General features: G+C 68.1%; 9 protein-coding genes and 1 pseudogene. 1 reads left to right on the top strand and 9 read right to left on the bottom strand.

Translation table 11 applies throughout. From position 1 onward, the window contains the following. Nucleotides 1–2: 2 nt before the first annotated feature. Complete coding sequence (locus tag HWN72_RS25395; RefSeq protein ID WP_155986463.1) at nt 3–2,324, bottom strand: glycoside hydrolase family 3 N-terminal domain-containing protein; 2,322 nt, start codon at nt 2,322–2,324, stop codon at nt 3–5. Nucleotides 2,325–2,621: 297 nt separating this feature from the next. Here HWN72_RS25395 and HWN72_RS25390 point away from each other — a divergent pair, with 297 nt between their 5' ends. Beyond that, nucleotides 2,622–4,736, top strand: coding sequence for an alpha-glucuronidase family glycosyl hydrolase (locus HWN72_RS25390; RefSeq protein ID WP_211151690.1), 2,115 nt, complete (start codon nt 2,622–2,624; stop codon nt 4,734–4,736). 181 nt (nt 4,737–4,917) lie between these two features. Here the strand turns inward: HWN72_RS25390 and HWN72_RS25385 are convergent, their stop codons facing one another. The 8 genes and pseudogenes from HWN72_RS25385 to HWN72_RS25350 form a co-directional block, all read right to left on the bottom strand. Continuing rightward, on the bottom strand, nt 4,918–5,970 hold the full coding sequence (locus HWN72_RS25385) for a LacI family DNA-binding transcriptional regulator (protein WP_036529878.1): 1,053 nt from the start codon (nt 5,968–5,970) through the stop codon (nt 4,918–4,920). Between the two features lie 190 nt (nt 5,971–6,160). Further along, nucleotides 6,161–7,000 (bottom strand): aldose 1-epimerase, encoded by an 840-nt coding sequence (locus tag HWN72_RS25380; protein ID WP_051587182.1) that lies wholly within the window; start codon nt 6,998–7,000, stop codon nt 6,161–6,163. Continuing rightward, nucleotides 6,997–8,445, bottom strand: coding sequence for a sugar porter family MFS transporter (locus HWN72_RS25375; RefSeq protein ID WP_248006338.1), 1,449 nt, complete (start codon nt 8,443–8,445; stop codon nt 6,997–6,999). Before HWN72_RS25375 ends, HWN72_RS25380 begins: the two co-directional genes overlap by 4 nt. 40 nt (nt 8,446–8,485) lie before the next feature. Next, nucleotides 8,486–9,364: an SMP-30/gluconolactonase/LRE family protein gene (locus tag HWN72_RS25370; RefSeq protein WP_211151689.1), complete on the bottom strand. Its 879-nt coding sequence runs from the start codon at nt 9,362–9,364 to the stop codon at nt 8,486–8,488. Continuing rightward, the gene (locus tag HWN72_RS25365) at nt 9,348–10,139 is read right to left on the bottom strand and encodes an SDR family NAD(P)-dependent oxidoreductase (RefSeq protein ID WP_036529892.1); all 792 of its coding nucleotides are present in this window, start codon (nt 10,137–10,139) and stop codon (nt 9,348–9,350) included. Before HWN72_RS25365 ends, HWN72_RS25370 begins: the two co-directional genes overlap by 17 nt. Before the next feature lie 25 nt (nt 10,140–10,164). Further along, nucleotides 10,165–11,328 carry a fumarylacetoacetate hydrolase family protein gene (locus tag HWN72_RS25360; RefSeq protein WP_375154545.1) on the bottom strand — a complete coding sequence of 388 codons (1,164 nt, stop codon included), beginning with the start codon at nt 11,326–11,328 and terminating at the stop codon, nt 10,165–10,167. Between the two features lie 99 nt (nt 11,329–11,427). Next, complete coding sequence (locus HWN72_RS25355) at nt 11,428–13,221, bottom strand: IlvD/Edd family dehydratase (protein WP_036530754.1); 1,794 nt, start codon at nt 13,219–13,221, stop codon at nt 11,428–11,430. Between the two features lie 5 nt (nt 13,222–13,226). Next, nucleotides 13,227–13,443 (bottom strand): annotated as a pseudogene (locus HWN72_RS25350) (aldehyde dehydrogenase (NADP(+))); the annotation flags it as partial.

Below are 13,443 nucleotides of genomic sequence, written 5' to 3'. Positions count from 1 at the left end.
CCTCAGGCGATTTCGAGGGTTGCGGTCTTCAGGGCGGCGCTGCTGTTGCCGACCATGATGTCGAAAAGCCCGGGCTCGACGACTTCGCGCATGTCCTCGTTCCAGAGGCTGAAGTCGTCGGGGCCGAGGGTGAATTCCACCTTGCGGGTCTCACCGGGCTTGAGCGTGACGCGGCGGAAGCCGCGCAGTTCCATGACCGGGCGGGTAACGCTCGCCTCGCGGTCGTGGACGTAGAGTTGCACCACTTCGTCGCCTTCGCGCGCGCCGGTGTTGGCCACTTCGACCGCGACGGTGACGGTGCCCGCCGCCGCGATTCGCGGGGCCGAGAGGGCAGGGGCGCCGAACGCGAAACTGGTGTAGCTGAGGCCGAAGCCGAACGGGTAGAGCGGCGCGGTGTCGGAGAACAGATAGCCGCGCTTGGCCGATGGCTTGTGGTTGTAGAAGAACGGCACCTGGCCCACGTCCTTGACTACGGTGACGGGCAGCTTGGCACCGGGGTTGACGTCGCCGAACAGCGCTTCGGCCATGGCGGTGCCGCCTTCCTGGCCCAGATACCAGCATTCGAGGATCGCATCGGCCTGCTCTGCCACGGTCGGCCACGAGGGCGGGCGGCCGTTGAGCGCGACGACGATCACCGGCTTGCCGGTGGCCTTGAGTGCTGTGAACAGCGCGTTCTGTTCGCCCAGGAGGTCGAGGTCGGTGCGGTCGCCGAGGTGATTCTTGGCATAGCCTTCGCGGCTGGTCTGCTCGGTGTCGCCGATGGCGAGGATCACCACGTCGCTGGCCTTGGCTGTTTCGACCGCCTCGGCGATCAGCGCGCGGTTCTTCGCGGGATCGGCCAGCAGCACTTCGTTGGCGGAGCGGTCCTCGCTTTGCGTTATGAACACGCCCTGGGCGAAGACGACTTCGGCCTTGCCCTTGAGGCGGGCCGTGATGCCCTCGACGAGGTTCACACTGGAGCGCGGCTCGGACGAATAGCCGCCGAGGCGCGTGACGTTGGCGTTGGGGCCGATCACCGCGACGCGCTTGTGTGCGCCGGGGGTGAGCGGAAGTACGCCGCCATTCTTGAGCAGGCAGATCGACTTGCGTGCTGCCTCAAGAGCCAGCGCGCGCGCCTCGGCATTGGCGGTGAGTTTTGCCGAAGCCTTGGGGTCGATCGGTCCCGCCTCGAACATTCCGGCGCGGAACTTGAGCGTCAGCATGCGGCGGCATGCGGCATCGACGACCGAGATCGGCACCAGCCCCTTGCGGACCTGATCGGCGAGCGTGCGATAGGCCTCGCCATCGGGCAGGTCGGTATCGACGCCCGCATGCAGCGCGAGCCGCGCGGCGCCCTCAAGGTCGGCGGCGAGGTGGTGGAACGTCGCGAGTTCGGGGATCGCGGCATAGTCGCTGACGATGGCGCCGTCGAAGCCCCATTCGCCGCGCAGCACGTCGTTCAGCAGCCAGCGGTTGGCGTGGCTGGGGATGCCGTCGATCTCGTTGTAGGATGGCATGACGGCGGCGATGCCGGTGCGGCGCACCACTTCGCGGAACGGCGGGAAGAAGCTGTCGTACAGTTCGCGCTTGCCGAGCGGGGCCGGGGCGACGTTGTTGCCAGCTTCAGGCTGGCCGTGGCCGGTCATGTGCTTGAGCGTGGCGAAGACCTTGCCCTCGGGCAGTTCCTTGCCGGGGCCCTGCAGCCCGCGCACGGCGGCGACGCCCATTTCGCCGCACAAGTACGGGTCTTCGCCGAAGGTTTCCTCGATGCGGCCCCAGCGCGGGTCGCGGGCGATGTCAACCACCGGGGAGAGCGCCAGCGTCGAGCCGTGGGCGCGAACCTCGCGGCCGATCACCGACTGCACGCGCTCGACCAGTTCGGGGTCGAAGCTGCCCGCCATGGCGATCGCCTGCGGGAAGCTGGTCGCCTCGGGCGCCATGTAGCCGTGGAGCGATTCCTCATGGAACATTACCGGGATGCCAAGGCCGGTCGCGCGCGCCCATTTCTGGGTGGCATTGACGAAGGCGATCGTCTCGGCGGGCCTCCGCCAGCGGCCGGTGACGTCGGTGCCGGTGTTGTTCGCGGTCGCCGCGCCGCCCCGGTCGGAGGGACGGGCGATCTGGCCGATACCGTGGGGATAGGCGATGGTGGCGCGGGCCGGATCGAAGGCGCGGTCCTCGTCCATCACGTCGCGCTTGCGGGTGGACAGGGTGATGATCTGGGCGACCTTCTCGTCCAGCGTCATGCGGCTCATCAGGTCGGCGACGCGCAAGTCCACCGGTGCGCGGGCGTCCTTGTAGACCGGCCCGGCGGCACGCGCGGCGACGGGCAGGAAGGCCAGCATCGAGGCGCCGCCACCCCAGCCGAGAAGGACGCGGCGCGATACGGCGAAACGCGATTCAGCCGGGCGCAGGCTCATGCGACAACCCCGGCGCACGGCAGGCATGCAGCCGCAAGACGACGATCAAATGCGTGACAGCATCCCAATTCCCGGTACTCCCAAATGCCTGTTCCGGCTGGCGTTGCACCGATTCGCCAAACAGCGTTGCTTGCGTCGGTGTTTTTGTGATAGCGCTATCTTTCACAACAACGGCAAGGCTTGTCAACCAGCTTGGACAGGCAAATTTGAGGGATGCTCGGGATGGAGAGGCGAATTTCGCGGATCGGCGCGTGGAGCGCATGCCTGCTGGCGGGGTCGGTGCTGGCGATCGGCGCGCTGCCGGGCACGGCGCTGGCGAACGACGGCTACGACTTGTGGCTTGCCCCTGCGGATAAGGGCGCTGCCGCAGCCGAGGTGACGGTGATCGGGGATTCGCAGACGTTGCAACTGGCAGCCGCCGAGCTGCGCCGCGACCTGACCGCCGCACCGCTGCCGGTCGTGCTGGCCCGCGCGGACGCCCCGGAACTGGCTGCGCTGGGCCTGCCTACCGCCATGCTTGGTGCCGAGGGCTACCTCGTGTGCGCTGCCACGGTCGCCGGGCGCCCTTCGCTGCTGGTCACCGGCAATTCCGATACCGGGGTGCTTTACGGCGCCTTCGCGGCGATCCGTGCGCAGAAGACCGGCGGCGATCTGGCGAAGCTCGACCTCACCTCCACGCCGAAGGTCAGGCTGCGCGTGCTCAACCACTGGGACAACCTCGATGGCAGCGTGGAGCGTGGCTATGCGGGGCAATCGCTGTGGGACTGGTGGACGCTGCCGGACTTCAAGGATCCGCGCTACACCGACTATGCCCGCGCCAATGCCGCGCTCGGCATCAACGGGACGGTGCTCAACAACGTCAACGCCAGCCCCGACACCTTGAGCGCCGCCTACATCGCCAAGGCCGCCGCGCTGGCCGACGTGCTGCGGCCCTGGGGTATCAAGGTCTACCTCTCCGCGCGCTTCTCGGCGCCGATCGAACTGGGCGGGCTGAAGACCGCCGACCCGCTCGATCCGCAGGTGCAGGCCTGGTGGAAGGCCAAGTCGGACGAGATCTATCGCGCGATCCCCGACTTCGGTGGCTTCCTCGTCAAGGCGAACAGCGAGGGCCAGCCCGGCCCGCGCGACTACCACCGTACCCATGCCGAGGGCGCCAACATGCTCGCCGCCGCCGTCGCGCCGCATGGCGGCGTGGTGATGTGGCGCGCCTTCGTCTACGCCGAGACCGATCCCGACGACCGCGCCAAGCAGGCCTATAGCGAGTTCAAGCCGCTCGACGGCAAGTTCGCCGACAACGTGCTGGTGCAGGTGAAGAACGGCGCGATCGATTTCCAGCCGCGCGAGCCGTTCCACCCGCTGTTCGGCGCGATGCCGAAGACGCCGATGATGCTGGAACTGCAGATCACCAAGGAATACCTCGGCTTCGCGACGCACCTCGCCTACCTCGGCCCGCTGTTCGAGGAAGTGCTGGAGGCAGATACGCGGGCCAAGGGCAAGGGATCGACGGTGGCGAAAGTCGTCGATGGCGCGCTGGAGGGCCATGACCTCACCGGCATGGCGGGCGTTGCCAATATCGGACGCGATCGCGACTGGTCGGGTTCGACGTTCAACCAGGCCAACTGGTATGCCTTCGGCCGCCTCGCCTGGGATCCGACGCTGTCGGCCGAGGCGCTCGCCCGCGAATGGGCGCGCCAGACGTTCGGCGACGATCCGCGCGTGGTCGACACCGCCGTCTCGATGATGATGGAATCGCGTGAGGCGGTGGTCGACTACACCGGCCCGTTCGGGCTCGCGCACCTGATGGACACCGGCCACCACTACGGGCCGGGGCCATGGGTGAACGACCTCGCCCGGCCCGAGTGGAACCCGATCTACTACCATAAGGCCGACCGCAGCGGCATCGGCTTCGACCGTACGCGCACCGGCAGCAATGCCGTGGCCCAGTATGCGCCGCCGGTCGCGCGCATGCTCGCCGATCCGCGCACGACGCCGGAAACCGAACTGCTGTGGTTCCATCACCTGGCGTGGGACTGGAAGATGAAGTCCGGCCGCACGCTGTGGCAGGAGATGGTCGTCCGTTACGATCGCGGCGTCGCCACGGTGGCGCACATGCAGAGGCAGTGGGACGGCGTGAAGGACAAGGTGGACGCCGAGCGCTGGTCCAAGACCGCGACCTACCTCGCCATCCAGCACAACGAAGCGCGCTGGTGGCGCGATGCGAGCCTGGCCTACTGGATGTCGGTCAACGGCTTGTCTCTGCCGGAGGGCAGCCTTGCGCCCGAGCACGATCTGGCGTGGTACAAGGCCCAGCGCTTTCCCTACGCTCCGGGGCATTGACGTGAGGCCGGCCCCGCCCGCGCGACGCGGCGGGGCCGGCGTTCACCCGCCTCGGATCGTCATTGCGAGCGCAGCGCAGCAATCCAGAGCGGTGTAAGGCTGCCCTGGATTGCTGCCCTGCGCTCGCAATGACGAGGGGTGGTGATGCCTCCGTGCCATCCCGGGCGACGCAGGCCCTCGTTCACCCCTGATGCGGCGCCGCGTCGGACTCGCGCTGGATGAACTCGAAGGGCATCTGCACGTGCGAGGGCGTGAAGGCGCGTTCCTCGCGGCGGCCCCGGATTTCCTCGACCAGCAGTTGCACCGCCATGCGCGACATCTCAGCGATGGGCTGGCGGATCGTGGTCAGTTCAGGCCAGGTGAAAGTCGCCTGCGGGGCATCGTCGAAGCCGACCACGGTGACGTCGCCGGGCACGTCGAAGCCCAGCCGATGCGCGACCGAGACGGTTGCCGCCGCCATGTCGTCGTTGCTGGCGAAGATCGCCGTCGGCGGCTCATCGCGTTCCAGCAGGCGGTGCGCCGCCTCAAGGCCCGAGCGATAAGTGAACAGGCCAGGCAGGACCAACTCCTCGTCGATCGCGATGCCGTTGTCGCTCAGCGCTGCCTGGAATCCCTGGAGGCGCCGCGCCCCGGCGCTCTGGTTGGGGTTGCCCTTGATGAAGCCGATCCGTCGGTGGCCCAGCGCGACGAGGTGGCGCGTCATCGCCTCGGCCGCGCCCAGGTCGTCGATGTTGACCGAGGACAGGTTCTTTGACGGCTTGCCCGATGCCACGATCACCGTCGGCGTGCCGCATTCCAGCAGCAGGTCGAGGATCGCCGTGCTGTCGCACAGCGGCGGCGGCAAAACGACGCCGTCGATGCCGTTGCCGACCAGTCGGCGCACGATGGTGAGCACTTCGTCCTCGTTGTCGCAGAGCTGGACGAGGAGCTGCGCGTTCGACCGGTTCGCCTGATCGAGACTGCCGACCAAAAACTCGTTGATATAGCCGGCGCTGGGGTTGGCGTAGAGCAGGCCGATGCGGACCTCCGCAGCGGCGGCAAGGTTGCGGGCGGCGGCGCTGGGCGAGTAGTTGAGTTCTTCGATCGCCTTGAGCACGCGGACGCGGGTGTCTTCCTTGACGTTGCCCTTGTCGTTCATCACGCGCGAGACCGTCATCAGCGAGACTTCGGCCCGCTCGGCCACGTCGGCGATGGTGACGGTGGCGCGGGATCGCCGCGCGGTGCGCCGCCGCAGCCGGGGGCTGGCGCGGTCTGTGGGTTTGTCCTGGGTCGTATCCTGATCTGTCACGCTGGCCTGATCCCCCGTGCGGCGGACCGGGTCGCTACGGAATCCCGCCGCTTACATGTTCAGCCTATTACAATTTTCCTGCAACGCCGCCAGCGATTACGTGCCGGGCGAGCATGAGCCGGTCAATTCGAGCTGGTCAATTCGGAGCAGCGCGGATGACCATGCCCAGACCTGCGCTCTGGCCCGGTTCGAGGACGGCGGTGCCTGCATTGTCGCGACGGTTGAACGCATCGGGCATCTGGCTGGTAGGTTCGATGCAGACGAAATCCTCACCAGGCGGGGCGAAGACATGGACGAACCGCGCGTCGTCTGACCGGAGTTCGACGCCTTGCCATGCGGCGGTGCCGTTCCAGCCGAACCAGCAGTTGTCGGTCAGGGTGTCTGCCCGTGGCACGGCGCCCTGCGCGAAGTTGCCGAAGTGGTCGGCCGGAGCAGGGTGTTCGGGGATCATGCCGGCATTGTTGATCCATACGCCCTCTGCGGCGAACTGCAGCCGGCCGCCCGGTTCGCGCACGAAGTAGGGGTGCTGGCCGAGGCCGCAGGGCATCGCGCGGTCGGACCGGTTGACTACCTCCAGCGTCACATGGAGCGCGCCGTCTTCCAGCACGAAACTCTGCGTGGCGGACCAGTCCCACGGCCAGTGCGCGTCGGCGGAATGCATGCAAGCGAGGGCGGCGTGGTCGGCCTGCTCGTCTTTAACCATCCACGGCATGATCCAGCCGAGACCGTGGATCGGATGCTCGAAGCCCGCAACGTTGCGGGGGAGGGCATAGTCCTTTGCCGCGAAGGAGAAGCGCCCGTCCGCGATGCGGTTGGCGTAAGGCACCAGCGGAAAGCAGGCGGCGTCCAGCGGGCTCGCGGCGTCCGCCGGGGTCGGGCGCAGGATGTGCTTGCCCCCGACCGCGAAGGAACCGATCGACCCGCCGAGATGGGGCAGCAGCGTGGCTTCGCTGCTGCCCGAACGCAGCTCGATCAAGCCGCCATCTCCTCGAGCGTGCGGCCGCGCGTCTCGGTCACCATTGCGCGTACGAAGAAGAACGAGAGGAAGGCGCTGAGCGCATAGAACCCGTACGTCAGCGGCAGGCCGAGCCCGGCGGCCATCGCCGGGAAACTGACCGAGATGCCGAAGTTGGCGATCCACTGCGCGAAGCCCGAGACCGCCAGCGCCGAGCCGCGAATCTGGTTGGGGAACATCTCGCCCAGCATCACCCACATGACCGGCCCCCAGCTGACGTTGAAGAACACGACATAGGCATTCGCGGCGATCAGCGCGACGGTGCCGACATTGTCCGAGAGGGTCAGGTGGCCATCCGTGAAGCTGCCGCTGGCGAAGCACATCGCCATCGTCGCCAGCGTCACCGCCATGCCCGCCGAACCGATCAGTAGCAGCGGCTTGCGCCCCAGCCGGTCGACCAGCAGCACGGTGACGAGGCAGGCAAGGATCGAGAGCGTGCCCGACAGGATGTTGATCAGCAGCGCGTCGCTTTCGGAAAAGCCGACCGACTGCCACAGCACCGCGCCGTAGTAGAACACGATGTTGATGCCGACGAGTTGCTGGAACACGGCCAGCCCGATGCCCGCCCAGACCAGCTTGCGCAGGCGGCCGGTCGCGGGGTCCTTGAGGTCGGCGAAGCTCGGCCGGTGGTGGTCGGCGGCGATCGAGAGGAGGCTGGCACGGATGTCGGCGATCATCTTCGCGGCCGTCTCGGCTCCGAAGATGCGGGTGAGCACGGCCTGCGCCTCGGCTTCGCGGCCGCAGGCGACGAGGAAGCGCGGGCTTTCCGGGATCATGAACAGGGCGACGAGGTAGATCACGGCCGGGATCACCTGCATCCAGAACATCCAGCGCCAGGCGGGCAGGCCCAGCCACAGCGGCGCGGTGCTGGAACCGGCATGGCTGGCCAGCGCCCAGTTGGCGACGAAGGCACCGGTAAGGCCGGTGATGATCATGATCTGCTGCAGGCTGGAAAGCCGTCCGCGGATCGAGGCCGGAGTGACCTCGCTGATGTAGACCGGCGCCAGCACGCTCGCCGCGCCGACGCCGACGCCGCCGATGAAGCGGGCGATGACGAAGAGCAGCGAAGAGGTCGCCGCGCCCGCGCCCAGCGCGCTCACGACGAACAGCGCGGCACCGATCATCATGACGCTGCGACGGCCCCAGACGTCGGCGAGGCGGCCCGCCACGAAGGCGCCCACCGCGCAGCCCAGCAGGATCGCGCCGACGTTGAGGCCGGTGCCCAGCTTGGAGAGGTTGAACGCCTTTTCCAGCCCGTCCTGCGTGCCGTTGATGACGCCGCTGTCGTAGCCGAACATGAACCCGCCGATCGTTGCCACCGCAACGATCATGGCGACGAAGGCCATGTTGACCTTCCCGCCGTACTCCACGCCGGTTGGCGCGCTTCCCATGTCTATCGCCGCCATTCTTGCATCCTCATTGCTTGTTCTTGTCGTTACGGGCCGGTCAGGCCGTGGGGTATCCCGGCGCGAGGCCGGGAACATCCACCGCGAAGGTGAAGAGGTCTCCGGCGTGGGGTTGAGCCGCCAGTTCGTCGGCGGACAACCCCTTGCGTGCCGTCGTCGCATAGACGGTGGTGAGGTCCGGGCCGCCGAATGCGATCTTGGTGACGTTGGCGACCGGGAATTCCACCCGACCGAGAAAGGTGCCATCGGGAGCAAAGCGGGCCACACCCCAGCCGCCGAACAGGCCGACCCAGACGGTGCCCGCGCTGTCCACGACGGGGCCGTCGGGATAGCCCATGCCGTCCGGAACCCGCGCGAAGAGCCGTGCCTCGCCCGGATGCCCGTCCGCGCCGACGCTGGCGGACAGGATTACCCGCTCCAGCGTATCGACGAGATAGACCGTCCCGCCATCTGGCGAGAAGGCCGGGCCATTGGTGATGACCATCGGCTGGGGCGAAAGCGCGGTGCAGGCGCTGCCGTGAAAGCGGTAGTAGCCACCGCTCGGCGCCTCCTCGGCATTGTCCATGGTGCCCAGCCACACCGAACCGTCCGGATGGACGGCGGCGTCGTTCAGGCGATTGCCGGGCAGATCGGGCTCGACGGCGTGGAGCAGCGCGAAGGCGTCCTCCTCGAAACGGTGGACGCCCGCCTTCGCGCCGACCAGCAGCGCGGCGCCCGCCAGCGGGATCACCCAGCTGGGCTCCTCGGGCGCTTCGATGGTGTCCAGCACGCCGCCCGGCGGATCGAAGCGGTGGAGCTTGTGACCCTTGATGTCCACGAACCACAAGCAGCCGCGCGCGGCGTCCCATACCGGACCCTCGCCCAGCATCGCGCCCAGCCTGCAGGCAACCTGCGGAATCATCTCAGCGCCAGCCCGCATCGACGAAATACTCGTGCCCCGTGCACATCCGCGCATCGTCGGAGGCGAGGAACAGCGCCAGCGCCGCCACGTCGGCCGGCTGGACGCGGGACTTCAGGCACTGCGCGTCGAGGATCTCGCGCTCGCCCTCGGGGGTGTACCACTTCTCCTGCCGGGGCGTCTGGACGTTGCCGGGCACGATCGCGCAGACACGGATGTTCCGCTCGCCCAGTTCGCGGGCCATCGCGCGGGTCATGCCCTCGATCGCGGCCTTGGCAGTCTGGTAGAGCGAGAGCTGGTCGAGCGCGAGGTGCCAGCTGATCGACCCGAAGTTCAGGATCACGCCGCCGCCCGCCGCTTCCATGAAGGGCACGGCGGCCTGCGCGGCAAAGAACAGGTGGCGCAGGTTCACCGCCATGCGCTCGTCCCAGTATTCCGGCGTGACGTCGGCGATGGCGTGGCGGTCGTCGTTGGCGGCGTTGTTGACCAGCACGTGGAGGCCGCCGAGCGCCGCGTGCGCCGCCGCGACTTGCGCCTGCACGAAGTCGAGGTCCTTGAGATCGCCGGCGACGAAGCGGGGGGTGAACTCCACCGTGCCATCAAGGCTCGCCACCAGCGCTTCGGAAGGTTCGGCGGCGATGTCCACGAAGGACACTTTCGCCCCCTGCCGCGCGAAGGCCTCGACCAGCGCCGCCCCGATCCCGGAGCCGCCGCCCGAGATGAATACCCCCTTGCCCGCAAGCGAGGGAAAGCGCGCGACCTGCGCGGTGGGGGAGGGGAGAGTGGTGGTCAACATGGAAGTCCTTGGTGAAGTCGAAGAGTCAGGCAAGCGCGTCGGCTTTCGCCCCGATCAGCCCGCGCGCGGCGAGGTTGCGGTAGAGGGCGGAAATCCCGGCTTCCCATGCAGGCGCATCGCGCGAGGTGGCGACGGTGTTGACCAGCGTTCCGAGGCGATCGCTGGAGATCGTCACGACATCGCCGACCTTGTGGGTGAACCCGCGTCCGGGCGCGTCGCGGTCCTGCGTCGGCGCGAACAGGGTGCCCAGGAACAGCACGACGCCGTCCGGGTATTGATGCTCGGAAAAGCACTGGCGCAGCAGGTCGAGCGGCGGGCGACTGATTTCCGACATGCGGCTCTCGCCTTCGAGCAGGAAGCCTTCCGGCCCCTCGATGCGCAGCAGCACTTGCGCGTTCTCGACGTCCGCCACGGTGTAGCCCGCATCGAACAGGCGCACGAACGGGCCGACCGAGCAGCTGGCGTTGTTGTCCTTCGCCTTGCCCAGCAGCAGCGCCGAGCGTCCCTCGAAATCGCGCAAGTTGACATCGTTGCCCAGCGTCGCGCCTACGGCCTTCCCGTGCGCGTCGGAAAGGATGACGATCTCCGGCTCGGGGTTGTTCCAGTGCGAATCCGAACGCACGCCGATCGTGGCGCCCGATCCCACGGTGGAGAGCACCGGCGACTTGGTGAAGACTTCCGCATCCGGCCCGATCGCCACTTCGAGATATTGCGACCACATGCCGTCCTCGATCAGCGCCGCCTTGAGCGCCGCTGCCTCCGGGCTGCCGGGCACGACAGAGCGGATCGAGCCGCCGATGCGCTCCTCCAGCCCGCCGCGCACCGCCTGCGCCTTGTCGGCATCGCCGCGCGCGCGTTCCTCGATCACGCGCTCCAACGCCGAGACGGCGAACGTCACGCCCGCCGCCTTCACGCACTGCAGGTCGATCGGGCTGAGCAGCGTTGCACGGGCCAGCACGTCCTCGACAGTGCCAAGGGCCTTGCCCTGCGCGGGATCGAAGGCGCCTGCATCGACGAGGTCGGCCACGGTCGGCGCGGCGCCGCTCATGTCGTAGGCCACGCCGCCCTGCAGCAGCACGGGGGTCGGGCCTTCCCCAAGGTCGAGACGGCCGAGGAACAGGCCCTCGCGCCAATCGGAAGGTAGCATGTCCACGGGAAGGGAGGAGAGGATATCGGTCATGTCGGGCATCCGTTCTCGTTCTGTAATGGGAGCGCTATCACACTGCCATGCAATGTCAATCACACGGGGCTGGAAGGGCCGTCCGCCCACCCGGCCCCGCTGGGTGCGTTAGTGATTGTGGCGCGGCGTCCGTTCGGCGATGCGACGGTACTTCACGGCCATGTCCATGACCGCGCCGTCCGCCATCTGGCCGGTCTTCTCGCGGAAGAGTTCCTCCCACGGGGTATGGCTCTGCGGCACGGGTGGCGGGGCGTCCTCGGCCTTGCGGCGAGCGATCTCGGCCGGATCGACCAGCGCGTTGCAGAGCCCTGCGCGGATGTCGATGCGGATCATGTCGCCGGTGCGCAGCCATGACAGGCCGCCGCCTGCCGCGCTCTCGGGCGAGCAGTTGAGGATCGAGGGGCTGTCGGACGTGCCCGACTGGCGCCCGTCGCCGAGCGTCGGCAGCCACTGCACGCCCGCCTTGATGAGCGCGTCGGGCGGCTGCATGTTCACCACTTCGGCCGAACCGGGCCAGCCCATCGGCCCGGCGCCGCGCATGACGAGGATGCAGTCGGCGTCGATCTCCAGCGCGGGATCGTTGATGCGGTGGTGGTAGTCGTCGCCGCCTTCGAACACCACGGCGCGGCCCTCGAACACGCCTTCCGAGCCGGGGCGCGAGAGGTAGCGGTCATTGAACTCGGCGGAGATCACTGAGGTCTTCATGATGCCGAAGTCGAACAGGTTGCCCGACAGAACGAGGAAGCCCGCCTTCTCGCGCAGCGGCTCGGCGAAGTGGCGGATCACCTCGCGGTCGCGCGCTTCGCGGCCTTCGAGGTTGGCGGCCAGCGTCTCGCCGGTGACGGTGAGGCAGTCCTGCGCCAGCACGCCCGCCTGCTGCAGTTCCCACATGATCGAGGGCACGCCGCCCGCGCGGTGGAAGCGTTCGCCCAGGAACCGTCCGGCCGGCTGCATGTCGAGGATCAGCGGCAGGTCGTAGCCGTGCTCGGTCCAGTCCGAGGCGGTGAGTTCCACGCCCGCATGGCGCGCCATCGCCATGATGTGCGGCTGCGCGTTGCTCGACCCGCCGATCGCGCTGACGACGCGGATGGCGTTGAGGAAGCTGTCGCGCGTCAGGATATGCGAGGGGCGGAGGTCTTCGTGCGCCATCTCGACGATGCGGCGACCGGTTTCGTAGGCGTACTGCCCGCGCTCGCGGTAGGGGGCGGGGATCGCTGCGCAGCCGGGAAGCGAGAGGCCGAGCGCCTCGGCCACCGCGTTCATGGTGGAGGCGGTGCCCATAGTGTTGCAGTGCCCGGCCGAGGGCGCGCTGTCGCAGGCGCGCTGGAGGAACTCCTCCTCGTCGATCTCACCGGCCGCCAACTTGCGGCGGCTACGCCAGATCACGGTACCTGAACCGACCAGATCGCCCTCATGCCAGCCGTCGAGCATCGGCCCGCCGGACAGGACGATCGCGGGGATGTCCACGGTGGATGCGGCCATGACCTGCGAAGGCGTGGTCTTGTCGCAGCCGGTGGTGAGCACCACGGCATCGATGGGATAGCCGTAGAGGATCTCGACCAGCCCCATGTAGGCGAGGTTGCGATCGAGCGCGGCGGTCGGGCGACGGCAGTTCTCGAAGATCGGATGGACCGGGAACTCCATCGCGATGCCGCCCGCGTCCCGGATGCCGTCGCGCACCCGCTTGGCGAGGTCGAGGTGGATGCGGTTGCAGGGCGACAGGTCGCTGCCCGATTGCGCGATGCCGATGATCGGACGCCCCGAGCGCAATTCCGCAGGCGTGATGCCGTAGTTCATGAAGCGCTCCAGATAGAGCGCGACCATGTCCGAACGCGCAGGATCGGCGAACCAGTCCTGCGAGCGGAAGCGGCAATTCGAAGGAGATTGCGTTGGGGCGTCCATCGTCATCAACCCAGCTTCAGTACGCCGTCGATGCGGCGCGGGGCGTTCCACGGATTGCCGTCGCGAAGGCCCTCGGGGAGCAGGGCGAAGGGCATGTTCTGGTAGCACACCGGGCGCAGGAAGCGCTCGATCGCCGAGGCGCCGACCGAGGTTGTCCGTCCGTCCGAGGTCGAGGGGAACGGGCCGCCGTGGACCATCGCGTGGCACACTTCGACGCCCGTC

This window comes from Novosphingobium sp. HR1a (assembly GCF_015594425.1).
GTDB lineage: Bacteria > Pseudomonadota > Alphaproteobacteria > Sphingomonadales > Sphingomonadaceae > Novosphingobium > Novosphingobium resinovorum_A.
Note: the sequence above shows the minus strand (reverse complement) of the source record. Positions and strands in the feature narration are given on the sequence as shown.